General features: G+C 57.3%; 21 protein-coding genes and 2 tRNA genes. 17 read left to right on the top strand and 6 right to left on the bottom strand.

Features of this window, described 5'->3' with window-relative positions:
* The first annotated feature begins 63 nt into the window (after positions 1-63).
* On the top strand, positions 64-738 hold the full coding sequence (locus H9642_RS18050) for a TetR family transcriptional regulator (protein ID WP_251837847.1): 675 nt from the start codon (positions 64-66) through the stop codon (positions 736-738).
* Between the two features lie 3 nt (positions 739-741).
* Here H9642_RS18050 and H9642_RS18045 read toward each other — a convergent pair whose 3' ends face one another.
* From H9642_RS18045 to hemN, 4 genes are all read right to left on the bottom strand, one after another.
* Positions 742-1569, bottom strand: a complete 828-nt coding sequence (locus H9642_RS18045; protein WP_251837846.1) for a metal-dependent hydrolase — start codon at positions 1567-1569, stop codon at positions 742-744.
* A gap of 172 nt (positions 1570-1741) precedes the next feature.
* Positions 1742-2290, bottom strand: a complete 549-nt coding sequence (locus H9642_RS18040) for an adenine phosphoribosyltransferase (protein WP_251837858.1) — start codon at positions 2288-2290, stop codon at positions 1742-1744.
* A 135-nt stretch (positions 2291-2425) separates the two neighbouring features.
* The gene (fnr, locus tag H9642_RS18035) at positions 2426-3160 is read right to left on the bottom strand and encodes a fumarate/nitrate reduction transcriptional regulator Fnr (protein WP_251837845.1); all 735 of its coding nucleotides are present in this window, start codon (positions 3158-3160) and stop codon (positions 2426-2428) included.
* Between the two features lie 160 nt (positions 3161-3320).
* Positions 3321-4712, bottom strand: a complete 1392-nt coding sequence (gene hemN, locus H9642_RS18030; protein WP_251837844.1) for an oxygen-independent coproporphyrinogen III oxidase — start codon at positions 4710-4712, stop codon at positions 3321-3323.
* A 163-nt stretch (positions 4713-4875) separates the two neighbouring features.
* Between hemN and H9642_RS18025 the strand changes: the two genes are divergently transcribed.
* The 6 genes from H9642_RS18025 (at position 4876) to H9642_RS18000 (ending at position 9769) form a co-directional block, all read left to right on the top strand.
* A complete protein-coding gene (locus H9642_RS18025; RefSeq protein ID WP_251837843.1) occupies positions 4876-6009 on the top strand; it encodes an MlaE family ABC transporter permease in 1134 nt (377 codons plus the stop codon).
* A complete protein-coding gene (locus H9642_RS18020) occupies positions 6006-6794 on the top strand; it encodes an ABC transporter ATP-binding protein (RefSeq protein WP_251837842.1) in 789 nt (262 codons plus the stop codon). Before H9642_RS18025 ends, H9642_RS18020 begins: the two co-directional genes overlap by 4 nt.
* A complete protein-coding gene (locus H9642_RS18015; protein WP_251837841.1) occupies positions 6795-7712 on the top strand; it encodes an MlaD family protein in 918 nt (305 codons plus the stop codon). It begins immediately after the preceding gene.
* On the top strand, positions 7709-8314 hold the full coding sequence (locus tag H9642_RS18010) for an ABC-type transport auxiliary lipoprotein family protein (protein ID WP_251837840.1): 606 nt from the start codon (positions 7709-7711) through the stop codon (positions 8312-8314). Before H9642_RS18015 ends, H9642_RS18010 begins: the two co-directional genes overlap by 4 nt.
* Positions 8315-8426: 112 nt before the next feature.
* Positions 8427-8825: a PA2779 family protein gene (locus H9642_RS18005; RefSeq protein WP_251837839.1), complete on the top strand. Its 399-nt coding sequence runs from the start codon at positions 8427-8429 to the stop codon at positions 8823-8825.
* A gap of 29 nt (positions 8826-8854) precedes the next feature.
* The gene (locus H9642_RS18000; RefSeq protein WP_251837857.1) at positions 8855-9769 is read left to right on the top strand and encodes a PA2778 family cysteine peptidase; all 915 of its coding nucleotides are present in this window, start codon (positions 8855-8857) and stop codon (positions 9767-9769) included.
* 38 nt (positions 9770-9807) lie between these two features.
* On the opposite strand, the gene H9642_RS17995 is transcribed toward H9642_RS18000, so the two are convergent.
* On the bottom strand, positions 9808-11091 hold the full coding sequence (locus H9642_RS17995) for an NAD(P)/FAD-dependent oxidoreductase (RefSeq protein ID WP_251837838.1): 1284 nt from the start codon (positions 11089-11091) through the stop codon (positions 9808-9810).
* Between the two features lie 181 nt (positions 11092-11272).
* Between H9642_RS17995 and H9642_RS17990 the strand changes: the two genes are divergently transcribed.
* The 10 genes from H9642_RS17990 to H9642_RS17945 all read left to right on the top strand — a co-directional run bounded on the left by H9642_RS17990 (position 11273) and on the right by H9642_RS17945 (position 19095).
* Positions 11273-11349, top strand: a tRNA-Val gene (locus H9642_RS17990).
* A 225-nt stretch (positions 11350-11574) separates the two neighbouring features.
* A complete protein-coding gene (thrS, locus tag H9642_RS17985) occupies positions 11575-13497 on the top strand; it encodes a threonine--tRNA ligase (RefSeq protein ID WP_251837837.1) in 1923 nt (640 codons plus the stop codon).
* Entirely contained in the window at positions 13497-14048 is a 552-nt protein-coding gene (gene infC / locus H9642_RS17980) for a translation initiation factor IF-3 (protein WP_251837856.1), read from the top strand. Before thrS ends, infC begins: the two co-directional genes overlap by 1 nt.
* A gap of 61 nt (positions 14049-14109) precedes the next feature.
* Positions 14110-14304, top strand: coding sequence for a 50S ribosomal protein L35 (gene rpmI, locus H9642_RS17975; protein WP_251837836.1), 195 nt, complete (start codon positions 14110-14112; stop codon positions 14302-14304).
* Between the two features lie 27 nt (positions 14305-14331).
* Entirely contained in the window at positions 14332-14688 is a 357-nt protein-coding gene (rplT, locus tag H9642_RS17970; protein ID WP_251837835.1) for a 50S ribosomal protein L20, read from the top strand.
* 167 nt (positions 14689-14855) lie between these two features.
* The gene (gene pheS / locus H9642_RS17965) at positions 14856-15872 is read left to right on the top strand and encodes a phenylalanine--tRNA ligase subunit alpha (protein WP_251837834.1); all 1017 of its coding nucleotides are present in this window, start codon (positions 14856-14858) and stop codon (positions 15870-15872) included.
* Positions 15873-15914: 42 nt separating this feature from the next.
* The gene (gene pheT, locus H9642_RS17960; protein ID WP_251837833.1) at positions 15915-18293 is read left to right on the top strand and encodes a phenylalanine--tRNA ligase subunit beta; all 2379 of its coding nucleotides are present in this window, start codon (positions 15915-15917) and stop codon (positions 18291-18293) included.
* Positions 18294-18296: 3 nt separating this feature from the next.
* Positions 18297-18599: an integration host factor subunit alpha gene (gene ihfA / locus H9642_RS17955; RefSeq protein WP_251837832.1), complete on the top strand. Its 303-nt coding sequence runs from the start codon at positions 18297-18299 to the stop codon at positions 18597-18599.
* Positions 18580-18936: a MerR family transcriptional regulator gene (locus tag H9642_RS17950; protein WP_251837831.1), complete on the top strand. Its 357-nt coding sequence runs from the start codon at positions 18580-18582 to the stop codon at positions 18934-18936. Before ihfA ends, H9642_RS17950 begins: the two co-directional genes overlap by 20 nt.
* Positions 18937-19018: 82 nt before the next feature.
* Positions 19019-19095, top strand: a tRNA-Pro gene (locus H9642_RS17945).
* A gap of 446 nt (positions 19096-19541) precedes the next feature.
* On the opposite strand, the gene H9642_RS17940 is transcribed toward H9642_RS17945, so the two are convergent.
* Positions 19542-19628, bottom strand: an 87-nt coding sequence (locus H9642_RS17940) for a hypothetical protein (protein ID WP_251835812.1), incomplete at its 5' end; no start/stop codon positions are given.

Below are 19628 nucleotides of genomic sequence, written 5' to 3'. Positions count from 1 at the left end.
AATTGTCTACCCTGGCGGCACCCTAACCTCCGTTGAGTAACCGAACGCGACAAGGAACACGGAATGACATTGTTGAGCAATCCAGTGGCTCAGGGGAAACGGCTGTTATTGGACGCCGCACTGCGGCTGATGGCGAGAACCCACAGCCTGAGCAGTCTCGGCTTGCGCGAGTTGGCCAGGGAGGCGGGTTTGAACCCCAACACCTTCTACCGGCATTTCCAGAGCGTCGATGAGCTCGGTCTGGCCATCATTGCGCAGATTGCAGGCCAGTTGCGCCAACCCTTGCGTGAGCTGCGGCGTGAGGCCGCGCAGCGGCCGATGGAGGAGGTTGCGGACGCGCCGCAGTTGCCCGGAATCGATGTACGACGAGGCACGCACGTCTGCGAAGTAACCGTGCGGCTGTTCTTCGATTTCGTCGAGAAAAACCCAGATGGCTTCATTGTGGGCATGCGCGAGCTATACGGTGCGTCACCCGTACTGCGAGCGGCCTTGCGAGAGGTGATGGATGATTTTGCGAGGGATATGGCCGAGGACATCATGGAGTTCGGCTTGCTTAAGGATCTGGATGTCGAGACGGTCTTGCGGGTATCTTCGATGATTACCCGGCAACTTTTCCAGCTGGCCCAGGATTACCTGGAGCAGCCGGAAAAGTGTTTGGCCATTCGCGCCGAAGCGCAGGAATTGATCTTGATGCTATTTGTAGGGGCCACTGTGCTAAAGGGCCTGGGCAACGCCTGATGATCAGCCTTCGAAGGCCAAGGCATCCTTCCAGCGTTTCTCCAGAGCGCGGGTGTCGTGGTCGTTGGGATGGAAACCGGGACGGTAGTAGCTCAGATAAGGCTTGATGAGCCCGGTGATATAGCCGTTACGCGGGCCGAACAAGGTTTTCAGTCCGTATTTCCAGGCTTTCCCATTGAACAGTTGACCATCCTTGCGTAACAAATGCAGTTGGAACCAGCCGATCACACCCAGAAACAACAACGTGGTGAGGATCATGATCGATGTGCGCTGGAAGTAACCACCGCCAATGGCCTGGTAGACATCGTAGGCCACCGCCTTGTGCTCGTTTTCCTCAATGGCGTGCCACATCCAGAGTCGGTACATGCGTGGGTCGCTCATTTGCAGGTTGATATCTTCTCGGCGCAGCAATTGCTCGGCCATGGTGGCTGTAAAGTGCTCCAGCGCGCAGGTGACGGCAACACGCATTTTCAGGGTCGAGAAACGAGTTACCCACTCCATCAGTACCTTGATGCGCAATTCGAGGCGCTCCAGGTCGATGCCATGCTCGGCGGCATAATCGTTATAGGTGGCATGCTCCTTGGAGTGCATGGCTTCCTGGCCAATAAATGCGCTGATATCTTTTTGCAGCTGCGGGTCTTTTACTTGATCACGCGCCGCGCGCACGCTGTCGACAAAGAACTTTTCACCGTATGGAAAAAGCGAAGACAGGTTGTTCATGAAGTGGCTCATGAACGGGTCGCCGCTCCACCAGTATTTGGGTGTCTGGGTAAAGATGAAATCCATCCGGCGAACGGGAAAATGGGCGCGCAGAGCGGGTTGGGTGCTCATGACGAGATCCTCTTGCTGCTATGTCCCTGAAGGGACCTGAGTTCGATTTGACATCAGGGGCGAATGCGCTACCTGGTAGGGTCATTATTGGAACGAGCAGCGAGGAGTTGCCGCCAACTTTAGGTGGGGCGGGACCGTCGATGCCGACAGAGCGTCGGCATCGGAAGGGGAGTTAGCGATCGTCGAGGGAAAAAGCGGTAAGCGTGAACGTTGGAATACCGATGTCCTGCAGTCGATGGGAGCCGCCCAGTTCCGGCAGGTCAACGATGGCAGCGGTTTCGTAGACGCTGGCGCCCATACGCTTGACCAGATTGACTGCGGCCAGCAGGGTCCCACCGGTGGCGATCAGGTCATCCACCAGCAAGATCGAGTCGCCTTCGCACAGGCTATCTGCCTGGACTTCAATGACGGCATCGCCATATTCGGTCTGATAGGTTTCTTCGAGTAGGTCGGAGGGCAGCTTGCCTTTCTTGCGGAACAGGATCAGGGGCTTATTCAGCTCGTAGGCCAGGATCGGGCCGAGGAGAAAACCGCGCGCGTCGAGCGCGCCGATGTGCGTGAAGTCTGATTCCACATAACGCTGGATAAAGCTGTCGATCATCATGCGCAGGGCACGTGGTGACTGGAAAAGCGGAGTGATATCGCGAAACACCACGCCAGGTTTGGGAAAATCCGCGACCGGGCGGATCAGGGACTTGATGGTGAATTCATCGAAAATCATCGGGATACTCTGCGACAGGGTACTAAACGTCTGGATTATATCGTTGCAGTCGGTAGGCGTCGCCAGCAGCTGGCTATTCGTGTTCGCGCCCGAGTCCATCAACAGTTTGTCCATGCCTGCGGGCGAGATACAAGATCAGTTGTCTAGGCTGCCGCCTGCCATGGCGCATAGCTCGATAGGGTTAAGCAGAATCACTTCCTTACCCTCGGCCTGTAGCAGCCCGCTGGACTGAAAGCGGGTGAATACTCGGGAGACGGTCTCTACAGCCAGGCCCAGATGGTTGCCGATTTCGTTGCGTGACATGGCCAGACGGAATTGATTGGCAGAAAAGCCTCGGGCGCGGAAACGGGCAGAGAGGTTGACCAAAAAAGTGGCAATGCGCTCATCGGCGCTTTTTTTGGACAACAACAGCATCATTTGCTGATCGTCGCGAATTTCACGACTCATCAGACGCATCAATTGGCGGCGCAATTGCGGCAGATGTGCGGACAGCTCATCCAAGCGCTCGAATGGAATTTCGCATACCGATGTGGTTTCCAGCGCCTGAGCCGACACCGGATGCAACTCGGTATCCATGCCGGATAAACCGACCAGCTCGCTGGGGAGGTGGAAGCCTGTGATTTGCTCTTCACCCAGGTCAGTAACGCTGAAGGTTTTCAGGCTACCCGAGCGCACGGCATAGACGGCGTTGAAGGCATCTCCCTGACGAAACAGGAACTCGCCTTTTTTCAGCGGCCGGCCGCGCTTGACGATTTCGTCCAGGGCGTCCAAATCTTCCATGCCCAGAGACAATGGCAGGCACAAAACCGCCAAACTGCAATCTTTGCAATGGGCCTGGCGTGGAGCGCGGGCTTTCATAGGGTCGGACATGGCTCTTCCTGAGTGAATACCACAACACGTGTAAGGTTAACTCAGGTGAATGTCGCAGACTAGCTGGCAAAAATCGCCCTGGAGTATAGGACATGGGTTTAATGCCGGGTTTTCGCGCGCTCTGGTGGTGAGGACCCTCACTGCGGCCAATAGTCACATCTCATGTTATTAGAGCGCCCGGCGCATCAATTGTTGTTTTGCACAGGGGGCTATAACGATCAAAGAGCTGGCAAATGGACTGGGCCAGCAAGCGTCCCTCGGGCAGGATTTCCAGGCGCTGGGCATTCAGCTTAAGCAGGCCGTCTTTGGCCATATGCAGTAGTGCTGCATAGATATCTGCAAAATAAATCTGGAAATTGATCCCGTAGTTTCTCTCGAGAGCAACGATGTCCAGGTCGAATCGACATATCAGGCTTTGAATCACGGCGCGGCGCAGCTGGTCATCAGGGGTGTCTTTCAAGCCGCGCCAGACGGGCAGCTGCTCGTAATCCAGACTTTGCTGATAGCTGGTGAGATCGCTGTGATTTTGGCTGTAGAGGTTGCCAATACGGCTGATGGCCGACACACCGAGGCCGATCAGATCGCAATGGTTTTGGCCGACATACCCCAGCAGGTTGTACTGCAAGTTGCCGTCTTCCTGGATCATGGCGAGTTCATCGTCAGGCAGGACGAAGTGATTCATGCCAATGAAGCGATAACCTGCAGCGGTCAACTGTTCGACGCTACCTTGCAGCATTTCCAGCTTGAGTTCGGGGCCCGGCAACTCGGCGGGATTGATTCGACGGTGGGCACTGTACCGATCGGGACAGTGTTCATGGTGGGAAAGAGTCAACCGATCAGGTTGTAACTCAATCATGGCTTCGACGGTATGTGCGAAGCGCTGAGGCGTCTGTTTCGGAAGGCCGTATAGCAGATCAACGTTGATTGAACGGTATTGCAGGGTCCTCGCGGCTTCGATGATGGTTCGGGTCTGCTCCAGGCTCTGCAGGCGGTTAATTGCCAACTGCACTTCAGGATCCAGCGCCTGAACACTTAAGCTCACCCGGTTGAAACCCAACTCACGCAAGAGTCCCATGGTTTGCCAATCGGCTTCGCGGGGATCCACTTCGATACCGTAGTCGCCGTGGTTATCCTCGAGCAGGTTGAAATGGGTGCGCAGGCAGGCCATCAACCGGCGGAGCTCATCATGACTGAGGAAGGTGGGTGTGCCGCCGCCGAAATGCAGTTGCTCGACGCGCTGTTGGTGCCCAACGTGGCGCGCCACCATGGCGATTTCTTTCTCCAGGAGCTCCAGGTAGAAACGCGCTCGGCCACGATCTTTGGTGATCACCTTGTTTGAGGTGCAGTAGTAGCAAAGGTTGGCGCAGAACGGCAGATGCAGATACAGCGATAAGGGACGTCCGGACCTGTGACTGTCACGCAACGCGTGCAGCACCTCAAATGAGCCCACATTCGGGCTGAATTGCTCTTCGTCCGGGTAGGTGTTGTAACCTGGGCTTGCCTGCTCGTAGCGGCGAATGAGGGCAGTATCCCAGCGGATGGCGTCGAGCATGGGACGTTCCAGTTCCTTACAAAAGTTTCCTCAGTCTAGGTCCAGCCTTGGGTGGGCTCGTTGATCTGTATCAAGAGCATGAAGACCGGCGCTGCGTGATAGCTCCAGGCTATACCTGGGACGCTTCACAACGGTTCGACAGTGTATTGCTAAGCTTGAGCGCATGACGAAAACCTCGCATATCCGTTTCGCAGAGCACGCGACTGACACGCTGCAACTCGGCGGGGATTGGACGCTTGCGTCTTATGAACAGTTGACTGCCGAAGTATCGGCATGGCGACAGCGATTGATGCCGCGGGTAACGGTTGAGCTGGCTGAAATGGGCAAGCTGGATACCGCAGGCGTGGCTTTGCTGGTGGATTTATTGGGCAGCGAGCGTCTGCTTGAACTTTCGCGTAGCGCACCGGATTTGTCAGATGAACGTCGGGCATTGCTGCAGACCATGGCTTCTGCCCTGAGTGTGGCTCCTCAGTCAGTCACGCCACCGCAGCGGTCAACCGTTATCGAGCTGTTCGAGCAGATAGGCGCAAGCATGGTGCGCCTCTGGCGGCAAAGTATCGGCTTGTTGGGTTTCATCGGGTTGGTGCTGGCCTCGATGATGTCGGTACTTGTGCGTCCGCGTCGTTGGCGACTCACCGCGCTGGTCGCGCATATTGAGCAGACAGGGCTGGATGCGGTGCCTATCGTGGCGCTGTTGACCTTCATGGTTGGCGCTGTGGTGGCTTTTCTGGGAGCCACCATTTTGGCCGACTTCGGCGCCAGTGTTTATACCGTGAATCTGGTGGCGTTCTCCTTTCTGCGCGAATTCGGTGTGCTGCTCACGGCAATTCTTATGGCTGGTCGTACGGCCAGCGCCTTTACCGCGCAGATCGGATCGATGAAAGCCAACGAGGAGATTGACGCAATTCGTACGCTGGGCCTGAGTCCGGTGGAGCTTCTGGTGTTGCCCAGGGTATTTGCCTTACTGATCGCCCTGCCGATGCTGACCCTGATCGCCATGCTCAGTGGCATGCTGGGTGGTGCGGTGGTGTGTGCGGTGTCATTGGATATTCCCCTCAGCCTTTACCTGACCATTTTGCAAGACACCATCGAGGTGCGGCACTTTCTGGTCGGCATGGGGAAGGCGCCGCTGTTCGCTTTTTTGATTGCGATCATTGGTTGCCTGGAGGGGTTTCGGGTGGCCGGCAGCGCCCAATCGGTGGGCGAACACACCACTTCAAGTGTAGTGCAATCGATTTTCATCGTGATTCTGCTGGATGCGCTGGCTGCGCTGTTTCTGATGGAGATGGGCTGGTGAGCGAGGACGTCATCATCGAAGTGCGCAATCTGGTGAACCGTTTCGCAGCCCAAGTGGTACATGACGATTTGAACCTGGACATGTATCGCGGCGAGGTGCTCGGTGTGGTGGGCGGCTCAGGGACCGGGAAATCGGTATTGCTGCGCACTATTGTTGGGTTGCGGCGGGCCAATGCCGGCAGCATTCGGGTCTTCGGCCAGTCCTTGAGTGAGCTGTCCGGGCGGGAGCGTTCCCGGCTTGAGCGCCGCATGGGCGTGCTTTACCAGCGTGGTGCATTGTTTTCATCGCTGACGGTATGCGAAAACATTGCATTGCCATTGATTGAGCACGCCAAGCTGAAGCGCCCGGCGGCCGAACGTCTGTCCCGAGTCAAATTGGCCTTGGCAGGATTGCCACAAGGGGCCGGGGACAAATATCCAGCCGAGCTGTCGGGTGGCATGGTCAAGCGGGCGGCGCTGGCGCGCGCTTTGGCGCTGGATCCGGAAATCCTGTTTCTCGATGAGCCCACCGCCGGGCTCGATCCGATTGGCGCAGCCGCCTTCGACCAATTGATTGGGACGTTGCGCGATGCACTGGGGTTGAGCGTCTTCCTGGTGACCCATGACCTGGACACGCTGTATAGCCTTTGCGATCGGGTCGCTGTGCTGGCGCATAAAAAGGTCTTGGTAGCCGATCGGCTAGAGGTCGTGACCGCAACTGACGATGCCTGGGTCGCAGAGTATTTTCACGGACCGCGCGGGCGCGCCGCCGCGCAGGCCACTACACGTGCGCAAGGGAGTCGCTGAATGGAAACCCGAGCCCATCATGTTCTGATCGGTCTGTTCACCGTGCTGGTCGTCGCGGTAGGGCTGTTGTTCGCTCTCTGGCTGGGCAAGACCAGTACCGATGAGGCCTATAACGAATACGAAGTGGTCTTTCAGGAGGCGGTGACCGGTCTTTCCAAGGGAAGTGCGGTGGAATACAGCGGGATTCGTATCGGCGATGTCATGGCGTTATGGCTTGATCCGCTAGACCCGCGCAAAGTGCGGGCGCGCATACGGGTCGCCTCGACGGCGCCCATCAAGGAGGACACCCGAGCGCGCCTGGCGATTACCGGGATCACGGGCACCGCGATTATTCAATTGCACGGCGGCTCTCCGCAAAGCCTTCCTTTGCAAACCAATGCTGATGACCTCGCCGTGATCGTGGCCGACCCTTCACCCATTTCCAAGCTCATGGAAGGCGGAGAAGACTTGATGACCAACATTACCCGGCTGCTCGATCAGGCTAACCGGATGTTTTCCGAAGCGAACATTGATCGCATTGCTCAGACCTTGGCGCATATCGAGCAAACCACAGGCAGTGTCGCGGGGCAGCGCGAAGTTTTGGGGCAAACGCTGGAGCAGTTGAATGCAACGCTGCAAGCGTCCACCAGCCTGCTGCAAAACGCTAACGAATTGATCGACTCTCAAGGGCGCACCACATTGACACATGCCTCGCAGGCCATGGCAGCACTGGCGCGCAGCAGCCAGCAGATCGAAAGCCTGCTTGCGGATAATCGCGAGTCCATGGATGCAGGGCTTCGCGGTGTGGCGGAGCTGGGACCCACGCTCGATGATTTACGCGAGGCCATGGGCTCGCTGCGAGCGTTTACCCGCCAACTTGAAGAAAATCCGGCCGGCTATTTATTCAATCGCGACGCTATCAAGGAATTCCAGCCATGAGGCTTCTTTGGACGCCTGTGCTGCTGGTCCTGATGGGGCTGAGCGGCTGCTCGGTATTGCCCAAGGCTGCGGAGCTCGATGTCTACAACCTGCCTGCTCAAGAGCTGCAATCGAACAAGGCCGGCCACCGCTTAAATAAAACCTTGCGGGTCAACAAACCCGTGGCTTCGCCGCTGCTCGACAGTTCGCACATCGTGGTTGTCCCGGAAGCCCACCGTGTCAGTGTGTACAAAGGGGTTCGCTGGAGTGATCGCGCCCCGGTGCTATTGCGTGATCGACTGCTCGAGGTGCTGCGTCATCGTGACCTGCTCGCGGCAGTGGTCAGCGATGATACCCAAGCGTCAGTTGATCTGGTGTTGGCGGGCGAGTTGCGCGCTTTCCAGAGCGAGTATCGCGATGAGCGAGCGGTCGTGCGGATTCGCTTGCAGGTAAGCCTGTTGCAGGGTGACGGGAAAATTCTGGCCAGTCGGGGTTTTGAGGTGATAGAGCGGGCGCGTACGGAGAAGGTGCGAGCCGTCGTCGATGCGTTTGGTCTGGCGGGCGATCAATTGGCCAGTAAAGTAGCAGACTGGTTGTCGGTGGAAATGCAGCGGGTGCGTTGAGCGAGACCTGTTTCACGGATGTTACAGAGACACGCGTTCGTCTAGAACCTTGCTGCTATGCGGGTGGTCTATCCAGGCGTGGCCAGCTGGCCTTCATCCAAGGAGAACACCAATGCTCACTCGTCCCTTTATGCGTCGGCTGGCAGCCATACTGGCGATGTCTCATTTTCTGCTGCTCGCGCAGGTACCGCTTGCCCACGCAGCGATGCTCGGCACGGCTGAAGTGGTTGCGGCTCAGCAGCAACAGGTGGATCGCCAGCAACTGCTCGGCATGCTCGAGGATCAGGGGGTCAAAGAAAAGTTGGTGGCCTTGGGCGTTGAGCCGTCTCAAGTGGAACAGCGTATCAACAGCCTGACGGCCGCCGAGTTGGCGCAATTCAATCAGCAACTGGATCAGGCGCCTGCCGGTGGTAGCGTGGTGGGCATCATCGTGCTGTTTCTGGTGATTTTCATCATCACCGACATGCTTTGCGCCACCGACATATTCAGCTTTATTCGGTGTGTTCGTTGATTAAAAGCTTTTTTGTACCGTTATTGCTGATGTGCCTGCTGGGCGCCTGTGCGAGGTCTCCCGTGCTGGGGCCGGAGGCTTCGCACTTGCCGGTGCGGGTCGAGCTGGAAGATGTGCCGTTCTATTCCCAGGATGACTACCAATGTGGCCCGGCTGCCCTGGCGACCGTGCTGGTGCAGCGGGGCGTTTCGATAACGCCGGAAGAGCTCAAGGATCAAGTGTTTCTGCCCGTCCGCCAGGGCAGCCTTCAGGTAGAGCTGATTGCGGCTGCGCGTGCTCAGGGGCAGCTGGTCTATCCCCTTGAGCCCAGCTTGGAAGCTGTGCTGGAAGAAGTCGCGGCCGGCAATCCTGTCCTTGTCATGCAAAACCTGGCATTTGAGCGCTGGCCACAATGGCATTTTGCGGTGATTGTCGGCTTTGACCGTGAGCAGCAGAGGTTGGTGTTGCGCTCGGGTACTACGCGGCAATTACACACTTCTTTCGTATCGTTCATGCGTACCTGGCACCGAGCAGGGCGCTGGGCGGTGGTCATCGTTCCTCCAGAGCGAGTGCCGGCCACCGCGCAGGTGCTGCCCTGGTTGCAGGCTGCCAGTGATCTTGAAGAAACCGGCCAAAAAGACGCTGCGCGTCACGCCTACCGCACGGCAACCCAGACCTGGCCGGAAGAGGCCCTGCCCTGGTTCGCGCTGGGAAATGAGGCTTATGCCCAGGGTGATCGTCAAGCGGCCGAGCAAGCGCTGTTGCGCGGTATTGAAGTGCAGCCGGCGTTTGCACCCGGCTGGTTCAATCTGTCCGAAGTGCTGGCGGAGCGTGGTTGCATGCAGGCAGCCATGCAGGCGCGCAGGTGTGCGAGCCAGTTGGCGCCAAAGGATGCTCGATTTGCTGCGCCACTGCAGGGTGAGCCTGATAGTAAGCTTTGTGCAGCCTTGCCGAAGTGTCCGTAGTTAATCATCGGTGCCTGCGAGGCGCCGATTACAGACCGTCAAATTCCCAAGCGATCTCGCAAACTGTAATACCAGGCACCCAGAGCACTGAACGGTACGCTGAGAGCTTGGCCGCCGGGAAAGGGGTAATGGGGCAGGCTGGCGAATGCATCAAAGCGCTCGGCTTGGCCGCGCAGAGCCTCGGCCAGCACCTTGCCGGCGACATGGGTGTATGTGACACCGTGCCCGCTGCACCCTTGTGAGTAGTAAATGTTTTCCCCCAGGCGACCGACTTGCGGCAAGCGTGAGAGGGTCAGCAAGAAATTGCCGGTCCAGGCATATTCGATTTTCACGTCTTTGAGCTGCGGGAACGTCTTGAGCATTTTCGGCCGGATGATCGCTTCGATGTTCGCTGGATCACGCGCGCCATAAACCACGCCACCGCCATAGATCAGGCGTTTGTCGGCAGAGAGCCGGTAATAGTCGAGCAGGTAATTGCAGTCTTCGACACAGTAATCCTGGGGGAGCAGATTACGGGCCATTTCTTCGGACAGGGGTTCGGTGGTGATCACCTGGGTGCCACAGGGCATGGATTTGGCGGCCAGCTCTGGCAGCAGGTTGCCCAGGTAGGCATTGCCGGCCACGACCAGGAATTTGGCCTTTACCCGGCCTTGCGGCGTATGCACGATGGGATTGGCGCCGCGCTCAATACGCGTGGCTGGGCTGTGCTCATAAATGACGCCGCCCAGAGACTCGATCGCCTCGGCTTCGCCTAGCGCCAGGTTGAGCGGATGAATATGACCGCCCTGTTTGTCGAGCATTCCACCTATATAGTTGTCGCAGGCGACCACGTGGCGAATGGCATCGCCATCGAGCAGTTCCAGGTGCTCGTAGCCGTAGCGCTCCCAGAGTCGCTGCTGTGCCTGCAAATGGTTCATCTGCTTAGGGGTAAATGCGGCAAATACACCGCCATCCTTCAGGTCGCACTGAATACCGTAACGCGCCACGCGATCACGAATGATGCGGCCGCCCTCAAACGCCATCTCGCCGATCAGCTTGGCTTTTTCGATCGACACACTGTTTTCTACGGCATCGATGTCGCGGCTGTAACTGTTGACGATCTGCCCGCCATTACGCCCTGAGGCGCCAAAGCCCACCTTAACGGCTTCCAGAACGGTGACCTTAAAACCGTGCTCCAGCAAAAAAAGCGCAGTGGAGAGTCCGGTATAGCCGGCACCAACTACACAGACATCGGTTTCGGCTTCACCCTCCAGCACTGGGCGCAACGGCGTGCGGTTGGCGGATGCGGCGTAATAGGAGTCCGGATAAGCTGTGTTCGTCATTTTAAGGTCCGTGTTTGAAATATTTGACGATTGTTCGATCCTACCCAAGTCCCCTATGTCCGGCTAGTAGTCGATAGCTGGGAAAAAACCCTCGTGACGATAAAAGATCCACTTTTTCAGCCAGTTAGCGAAAAATGTGTTGACACCCATTGAGCTGCAGGTAGAATGCGCACCCATCGGAAGGCACATAGCTCAGTTGGTTAGAGCACCACCTTGACATGGTGGGGGTCGTTGGTTCGAGTCCAATTGTGCCTACCAAATTCGAAGAAAGGGTCGCGAAAGCGACCCTTTTTTTATGGGTCGCTTGTCATGGCGGCGACGTTCTGAAAGTATCCCGCATCTTGATTTCCAGTGCTCCGGTTCGTCCGTGTCGGCCTTTTGGTCTCTGCCAGAGTGCGGCAGGTTTCCCCGGCGAATCGCTTTACTGGCTCATCCCAACCCACGTGGCCTTTGGTAGGGGTCACCACTAGGAGAGGAGGCGCCATGCCCATCATTACTCTTCCCGACGGTAGTCAGCGTTCGTTCGATCATGCGGTCTCGGTTGCCGAGGTGGCGCAATCCATTGGTGCTGGTCTGGCCAAGGCCACTGTGGCTGGCAGGGTCGACGGTCGCCTGGTCGATGCGTGCGACTTGATCGAAGCCGACGCTGCGTTGCAAATCATTACGCCGAAGGATGAGGAAGGGCAGGAGATCATCCGCCATTCCTGTGCTCACTTGGTCGGGCATGCTGTCAAGCAGCTGTTCCCGAGCGCCAAGATGGTAATCGGGCCGGTGATCGAGGAAGGCTTTTATTACGATATCGCTATCGATCGTCCTTTCACGCCAGAAGACTTGGTGGCCATCGAAGCGCGCATGGCGGAGCTGATCGCCCGCGATTACGACGTCATCAAGAAAATGACGCCGCGCGCCGAGGTCATCGAAGTTTTCAAGGCGCGTGGCGAAGACTACAAGCTGCGCCTGATCGACGACATGCCAGAAGAGCAAGCCATGGGCTTGTACTATCACGAAGAATACGTCGACATGTGCCGTGGTCCGCACGTGCCGAATACGCGCTTTCTCAAAGCCTTCAAACTGACCCGTATTTCCGGCGCCTACTGGCGCGGCGACTCGAAAAACGAGCAGTTGCAGCGCATCTATGGCACTGCCTGGGCAGATAAGAAGCAGTTGGCGGCCTACATTCAGCGTATCGAAGAAGCTGAAAAACGCGATCACCGCAAACTCGGCAAGCGAATGGACCTGTTCCATACCCAGGAAGAGGCGCCGGGCATGGTGTTCTGGCATCCCAATGGCTGGACGTTATACCAGGTGTTGGAGCAGTACATGCGCAAGGTGCAGCGCGAAAACGGCTACCTGGAAATCAAAACCCCGCAGGTTGTGGATCGCGTGCTCTGGGAGAAATCCGGGCATTGGGCCAACTATGCGGAAAACATGTTCACCACCGAGTCGGAAAGCCGCGATTACGCGATCAAGCCGATGAACTGCCCCTGCCATGTGCAGGTGTATAACCAAGGCCTGAAAAGTTACCGCGAGTTGCCTTTGCGTCTGGCCGAATTTGGCGCCTGCCACCGTAACGAGCCTTCCGGTGCGCTGCACGGCATTATGCGCGTGCGCGGCTTTACTCAGGATGATGCGCACATCTTCTGTACCGAAGAGCAGATGCAGTCTGAGTCGGCTGATTTCATTCGCCTGACCCAGGCGGTGTATTCCGACTTCGGTTTCACTGATATCCAGTTGAAGCTTTCCACGCGTCCGGAAAAGCGTGTGGGTTCCGATGAGTTGTGGGATCGTGCCGAGGCTGCGCTGGCCGCTGCGCTGGATACCGCTGGGCTGCCTTACGATTTGCAGCCGGGCGAGGGTGCTTTCTACGGTCCGAAGATCGAGTTTTCGCTCAAGGACTGCCTGGGTCGCGTCTGGCAGTGCGGTACCTTGCAGCTGGATTTCAACCTGCCGGTCCGCCTTGGTGCCGAGTATGTCAGCGAAAACAATGATCGTCAGCATCCGGTCATGCTGCACCGAGCCATTCTGGGTTCTTTCGAGCGCTTCATCGGTATTCTGATCGAGCACTACGAAGGCGCATTCCCGGCCTGGTTGGCGCCAACCCAGGCGGTGATCATGAATATCACCGACAAGCAGGCTGATTTTGCACGTGAAGTTGAGAAAACTCTCAATCAAAGCGGCTACAGAGCCAAGTCTGACTTGAGAAACGAGAAGATCGGCTTTAAAATCCGCGAGCATACTTTGCTCAAGGTACCCTATCTCTTGGTTATTGGAGATCGGGAAGTTGAGACACGATCCGTTGCTGTGCGCACCCGTGAAGGCGTTGATCTGGGCTCCATGCCCATCGATCAGTTCAGCGAGTTGCTTGCACAGGCGGTTTCCCGGCGTGGTCGCCAAGAATTGGAGTAATTACTATTAAGCGTGATATGAGACAGGATAAACGAGCTGCACCCAAGGCCCCGATCAACGAGAATATCTCGGCTCGTGAGGTCCGTTTGATTGGTGCCGATGGCGAGCAGGTTGGCATCGTCTCGATTGATGAAGCGCTGCGTATCGCTGAAGAAGCCAAGCTCGATCTGGTGGAAATTTCCGCTGATGCAGCACCGCCGGTTTGCCGGATCATGGATTACGGCAAGCACATCTTCGAAAAGAAGAAGCAGGTTGCTGCTGCGAAGAAAAACCAGAAGCAGATTCAGGTTAAAGAAGTAAAGTTTCGTCCAGGGACGGAAGATGGGGATTACCAGGTAAAACTACGCAACCTGGTACGTTTCCTAAGTGAAGGGGACAAGGCCAAGGTATCCCTGCGATTCCGCGGTCGTGAGATGGCCCACCAGGAGCTGGGCATGGAACTGTTGAAGCGGGTTGAGAGTGACCTTGCGGAATACGGCGCCGTTGAACAGCATCCGAAGATGGAAGGACGCCAGCTGATCATGGTCATCGCCCCCAAAAAGAAAAAGTAACCACCAGGGCACTGGCAGGCCTTGCGGTTATGCGTAATCACCCAATGCGGAGTATCCGAACATGCCAAAAATGAAAACCAAGAGTGGTGCCAAAAAGCGCTTCAAGCCGACTGCTAATGGCTTCAAGCACAAGCACGCTTTCAAGAGCCACATCCTGACCAAAATGACTACCAAGCGTAAGCGTCAGCTGCGTGGTACATCTCTGATGCACCCGTCTGACAAGGCTCGGGTAGAGCGCATGCTGCGCGTTCGTTAATCGGTCAAGAAATAGAGGAAATTACTCATGGCTCGTGTTAAGCGTGGCGTCATCGCTCGTGCTCGTCACAAGAAGATTCTGAAACTCGCCAAAGGCTACTACGGTGCGCGTTCGCGCGTATTCCGCGTTGCCAAGCAGGCGGTAATCAAGGCTGGCCAGTACGCCTACCGTGACCGCCGTCAGAAGAAACGTCAGTTCCGCGCTCTGTGGATCGCCCGTATCAACGCTGGTGCTCGTATCAACGGTCTGTCCTACAGCCGTTTGATCGCTGGCCTGAAGAAAGCGTCCATCGAGATCGACCGTAAGGTTCTGGCTGATCTGGCAGTGAACGAAAAAGCGGCCTTCGCCGCCATTGTCGAGAAAGCTAAAGCCTCTCTGGCTTAATTTCCCCGACAAGTCCGGATTCGTCCGGCGCGAAGCGTCATCAATAGGGGAAGAGCCTTGTGCTCTTCCCCTATTTCGTATTGGAAAGGGGCTCTTGCAAAAACACCCATGACGGCCGCCAGCCGGCAGGCTCAGAGTGGTTTTGCAAGACCCTCTGGAGGTTATACATGGAAAACCTGGATGCACTGGTCTCGCAAGCGCTTGAGGCCGTCCAACACAGTGCAGACATCAATGCCCTGGAGCAGATCCGGGTTCAGTACCTGGGCAAAAAGGGTGAGCTGACGTTACTGATGCAGACGCTCGGCAAGCTGTCCGCGGAAGAGCGCCCCAAGGCTGGCGCGCTAATAAATGCCGCCAAAGGGCAGGTACAAGATGCCTTGAACGCCCACAAGGCAGGGCTTGAGCAGGCAGCCCTGAGCGCCAAGCTCGCTGCCGAGCGCATTGACGTGACCCTGTCGGGCCGCGGCCAGGCTTCCGGTGGCTTGCATCCGGTTACCCGGACCATGGAGCGCATTGAGCAGTTCTTCACCCACATCGGCTACCAAGTCGCTGAAGGCCCTGAAGTCGAAGATGATTATCACAACTTCGAAGCGCTCAACATTCCCGGCCACCATCCGGCCCGGGCAATGCATGACACCTTCTATTTCAACGCCAACATGCTGCTGCGTACCCATACCTCGCCGGTACAAGTGCGCACCATGGAAAACCAGCGTCCGCCCATTCGCATCGTTTGTCCGGGCCGCGTTTACCGTTGCGACTCGGATATCACTCACTCGCCGATGTTCCACCAGGTCGAAGGCCTGCTGGTTGACCAGGACATCAACTTCGCCGATCTCAAGGGCACCATCGAGGAATTCCTGCGGGTGTTCTTCGAGAAGCCGCTGGGTGTGCGTTTCCGCCCCTCGTTCTTCCCCTTCACCGAGCCTTCCGCCGAAGTCGACATGCAGTGCGTGATGTGCAGCGGCAAGGGTTGCCGTGTGTGCAAGCAGACCGGCTGGTTGGAAGTCATGGGCTGCGGCATGGTGCATCCGAATGTGTTGCGCATGTCCGGTATCGATCCGGAAGAATTCCAGGGCTTCGCCTTCGGCATGGGCGTCGAGCGGCTAGCCATGCTGCGTTATGGCGTGAACGACTTGCGCCTGTTCTTCGATAACGACCTGCGGTTTTTAGAGCAGTTTCGCTAAAGCCAACAGATCGCTACCGAATCGAACAGGAGAGAACAGAACATGAAATTCAGCGAACAATGGTTGCGCAGCTGGAGTAATCCGGCAGTAGATCGTGAAGAACTGGTTGCCAAGCTGTCCATGGTCGGCCTGGAAGTTGACGCCGTGACGCCAGTTGCCGGCGAATTCAGTGGCGTGGTGGTGGGGGAGATCCTCAGCGCTGAGCAGCACCCTGATGCCGACAAGCTTCGCGTGTGCAAGGTCAGTAACGGCAGTGAAACCTTCCAGGTCGTGTGCGGCGCGCCAAACGCGCGTCCGGGTATCAAGGTCCCCTTTGCCATGGTGGGCGCGGTACTGGGCGAAGATTTCAAGATCAAGAAAGCCAAGCTACGTGGTGTCGAGTCCTTCGGCATGCTGTGCTCGGCCAGTGAGCTGAACATCAGCGACGATAACAACGGTCTGCTTGAGCTGGCTGCCGAGGCGCCGGTTGGCAGCGATATCCGCGAATACCTGCACCTCAATGATGCCTCCATCGAGATCGGCCTGACGCCGAACCGTGGCGACTGCTTGTCCCTGCAAGGCTTGGCCCGTGAAGTCAGCGCCATCTACGGCTGCGTCACCAATCCGGTGGTTATTGAGCCGATCGCCGCCGTGCACGATGACGTGCGTTCCGTGGAGCTGCTCGCGCCGCAGGCGTGCGCTCGCTATGTCGGTCGGGTGATTCGCAATGTCGATCTGAGCAAGCCGACTCCGCCGTGGATGGTGGAGCGTCTGCGTCGCTCCGACATCCGCAGCATCGATGCCGCTGTCGACGTGACCAACTACGTCATGCTCGAGCAAGGGCAGCCGATGCATGCCTTTGACCTGGCGGAAATCAACGGCGGCATCCGTGTGCGCATGGCGGAAGAGGGCGAGAAGCTCGTCCTGCTGGATGGCCAGGAAGTCACCCTGCGTGCGGATACCCTGGTAATTGCCGACCATCAGCGCGCCCTGGCCATAGCTGGTGTGATGGGGGGCGAGCACAGCGGTGTGAGCGCTACCACCCGTGACCTGTTCCTTGAGGCTGCGTTTTTCGATCCGATCGCCCTGGCCGGCAAGGCGCGCTCCTACGGCTTGCACACGGACGCATCGCACCGCTTCGAGCGCGGTGTGGATTTTCTGCTGGCCCGTCAGGCCATCGAGCGCGCCACTGCCTTGTTGCTGGACATTGTCGGCGGTGAGGCCGGTCCGGTGATCGAGGCTGCGAGTGAAAGCCATCTGCCGAACATTGCGCCTATCACCCTGCGTGCCGAGCGCGTCACCCAAATGCTCGGTTTGGAGTTGGGTGGCGAGACCATTGTACGTCTACTGACCGCCCTAGGGCTGGGCATCAGCGAGCAATCTGCCGGTGTCTGGCAAGTGACTGTTCCCAGTCATCGCTTCGATATCAGTCTGGAAGTGGACCTGATCGAAGAGCTGGGCCGCCTGTACGGCTACAACCTGTTGCCGGTTCGTTACCCGCAAGCGCGCCTGGCGCCACGAGCCAAGGGCGAAGCACGTTCAGAATTACCCGTGCTGCGTCGCTTGCTGGTCGCGCGCGGTTATCAGGAAGCCATTACCTACAGCTTCATCGATCCCAAGCTGTTTGAGCTGTTCACGCCGGGGGTCACCCCCTTGCAGTTGGCCAACCCGATTTCCGCTGACATGGCAGCCATGCGCGCTTCGTTGTGGCCGGGCCTGGTCAAGGCCACCCTGCATAACCTCAATCGTCAGCAGGACCGTGTGCGCCTGTTCGAGAGCGGCCTGCGTTTCGTGGGACAGTTGGGCGAACTCAAGCAGGAAGCCATGCTGGCCGGTATCGCTACCGGTAGCCGACTGCCGGAAGGCTGGAGCAATGGTCGCGAAGTTATCGACTTCTATGACGCCAAGGCGGATGTGGAAGCCTTGCTGGGCGCGGCGGGTGATGCGGAGGCGTTCCGCTTCGTGCCTGGCGAACATGCAGCGCTGCACCCGGGGCAGACTGCGCGTATCGAGCGTGACGGGCGTCTGGTTGGCTACATGGGAGCGCTGCATCCTCAGCTGGGCGCCGAACTGGGCATTGATCAGCCGGTCTATCTGTTCGAGCTGCTGATGTCTGAGGTTGCCGAAGGACGTCTGCCGAAATTCGCAGAGCTGTCACGCTTCCCGGAAGTGCGTCGCGATCTAGCCTTGCTGGTTGCTCGCGACGTGACAGCCGAGTCGGTGCTGGAGTGCATGCGCGAGCAGGCAGGTGAATGGCTCACCGACCTCCGGTTGTTTGACGTGTATCAGGGCAAAGGTATTGATCCGCTTAGCAAAAGCTTGGCGGTCGGCTTGACCTGGCAGCATCCATCGCGCACTCTTACTGACGATGAGGTGAACACTACCACGCAAAATATCCTCACCTCCCTGGAAACAAGGTTTAACGCCACGTTAAGGAAGTAGCGTATGGGGGCTCTGACGAAAGCTGAAATGGCTGAACGTCTTTACGAAGAGCTAGGCCTGAATAAGCGGGAAGCCAAGGAACTGGTCGAACTGTTCTTTGAGGAAATCCGTCAGGCGCTGGAGCAGAACGAACAGGTCAAATTGTCCGGATTCGGCAATTTCGATCTGCGAGACAAGCGTCAGCGCCCGGGGCGGAATCCCAAGACTGGCGAGGAGATTCCGATATCTGCACGTCGTGTCGTCACGTTCCGTCCGGGCCAGAAGCTCAAGGCTAGGGTCGAAGCTTATGCTGGAACCAAGTCATAACGACGAATTGCCGCCAATTCCGGGCAAGCGCTATTTCACCATCGGTGAAGCCAGCGAACTTTGTGCCGTCAAGCCCCACGTCCTGCGTTACTGGGAACAAGAGTTTCCTCAGCTCAATCCGGTAAAGCGGCGGGGAAACCGCCGCTACTATCAGCGCCAGGATGTGCTGATGATCCGCCAGATTCGCGCCCTTTTATACGAGCAGGGCTTCACCATCGGTGGAGCCCGCTTGCGTTTGTCTGGCGAAGAAGCCAAAGACGACACCACTCAATACAAGCAGCTGATCCGCCAGACCGTCTCAGAGCTGGAAGATGTTCTGCAGGTCTTGAGAAATTGACACGAATCTCAAAAAAAACTTCCACAATTCATAAGCTTAATGTATAGTTCGCACCACTTTCAGCGAGGCTGATAAGTGATGTCGGGGCGTAGCGCAGCCTGGTAGCGCACTTGCATGGGGTGCAAGGGGTCGAGTGTTCGAATCACTCCGTCCCGACCAAAAAACTCCAAAAAACCAGTCACTTAGCGGTGGCTGGTTTTTTTATGCCTGCTGTTTTTATCTTCAGTGGGCCAGGGGTAAACAAAAGGGGTAAACGCACTATAACTTCGTCGCATGAAGACACTTTCGGTACGGTAGTGGCGCAGCCCGTCAGCTGGATGTGGTGAGGTCTGACGGCAGTTTCAGCGACAGGCGTGACCTGGTGATGGTCGAGTGTCACAAGGCATACGTCGCAAGGAAACGATCATGGCGACAGTTGGCTGCCATGTCATTCTTGTGTAGTTGCGCGCGACGCTGCGAAAGGCGTTGTCACCATACGAGTGCATGAGCCTGACGGCCTGCTTGGCTTACGTGCGAAAAAAAACGGCGCTGGGTTCGATTGACTCCAATAGCGCCGTCTTTGTGGGCGAAACGAGCCCGTAGGGCACAAGGCGCCTCGTTACAGGTCAATCCACGGCCTTGACCATGTCTTCAATGACTTTCTTGGCGTCGCCAAAAACCATCATGGTCTTGTCCATGTAGAACAGTTCGTT

The sequence above is a fragment of the Serpens gallinarum genome (assembly GCF_014836765.1).
Taxonomy (GTDB): domain Bacteria; phylum Pseudomonadota; class Gammaproteobacteria; order Pseudomonadales; family Pseudomonadaceae; genus Serpens; species Serpens gallinarum.
This window is presented reverse-complemented; position numbering and strand designations above follow the sequence as displayed.

What these genes read in the sequence shown, in the direction of transcription:
- H9642_RS18050 (WP_251837847.1), top strand. Translation starts at nt 64, where the DNA reads ATGACATTGTTGAGCAATCCAGTGGCTCAGGGGAAACGGCTGTTATTG.
- H9642_RS18045 (WP_251837846.1), bottom strand. Translation starts at nt 1,569, where the DNA reads ATGAGCACCCAACCCGCTCTGCGCGCCCATTTTCCCGTTCGCCGGATG.
- H9642_RS18040 (WP_251837858.1), bottom strand. Translation starts at nt 2,290, where the DNA reads ATGATTTTCGATGAATTCACCATCAAGTCCCTGATCCGCCCGGTCGCG.
- fnr (WP_251837845.1), bottom strand. Translation starts at nt 3,160, where the DNA reads ATGTCCGACCCTATGAAAGCCCGCGCTCCACGCCAGGCCCATTGCAAA.
- hemN (WP_251837844.1), bottom strand. Translation starts at nt 4,712, where the DNA reads ATGCTCGACGCCATCCGCTGGGATACTGCCCTCATTCGCCGCTACGAG.
- H9642_RS18025 (WP_251837843.1), top strand. Translation starts at nt 4,876, where the DNA reads ATGACGAAAACCTCGCATATCCGTTTCGCAGAGCACGCGACTGACACG.
- H9642_RS18015 (WP_251837841.1), top strand. Translation starts at nt 6,795, where the DNA reads ATGGAAACCCGAGCCCATCATGTTCTGATCGGTCTGTTCACCGTGCTG.
- H9642_RS18010 (WP_251837840.1), top strand. Translation starts at nt 7,709, where the DNA reads ATGAGGCTTCTTTGGACGCCTGTGCTGCTGGTCCTGATGGGGCTGAGC.
- H9642_RS18005 (WP_251837839.1), top strand. Translation starts at nt 8,427, where the DNA reads ATGCTCACTCGTCCCTTTATGCGTCGGCTGGCAGCCATACTGGCGATG.
- H9642_RS18000 (WP_251837857.1), top strand. Translation starts at nt 8,855, where the DNA reads ATGTGCCTGCTGGGCGCCTGTGCGAGGTCTCCCGTGCTGGGGCCGGAG.
- H9642_RS17995 (WP_251837838.1), bottom strand. Translation starts at nt 11,091, where the DNA reads ATGACGAACACAGCTTATCCGGACTCCTATTACGCCGCATCCGCCAAC.
- thrS (WP_251837837.1), top strand. Translation starts at nt 11,575, where the DNA reads ATGCCCATCATTACTCTTCCCGACGGTAGTCAGCGTTCGTTCGATCAT.
- rpmI (WP_251837836.1), top strand. Translation starts at nt 14,110, where the DNA reads ATGCCAAAAATGAAAACCAAGAGTGGTGCCAAAAAGCGCTTCAAGCCG.
- rplT (WP_251837835.1), top strand. Translation starts at nt 14,332, where the DNA reads ATGGCTCGTGTTAAGCGTGGCGTCATCGCTCGTGCTCGTCACAAGAAG.
- pheS (WP_251837834.1), top strand. Translation starts at nt 14,856, where the DNA reads ATGGAAAACCTGGATGCACTGGTCTCGCAAGCGCTTGAGGCCGTCCAA.
- pheT (WP_251837833.1), top strand. Translation starts at nt 15,915, where the DNA reads ATGAAATTCAGCGAACAATGGTTGCGCAGCTGGAGTAATCCGGCAGTA.
- ihfA (WP_251837832.1), top strand. Translation starts at nt 18,297, where the DNA reads ATGGGGGCTCTGACGAAAGCTGAAATGGCTGAACGTCTTTACGAAGAG.
- H9642_RS17950 (WP_251837831.1), top strand. Translation starts at nt 18,580, where the DNA reads ATGCTGGAACCAAGTCATAACGACGAATTGCCGCCAATTCCGGGCAAG.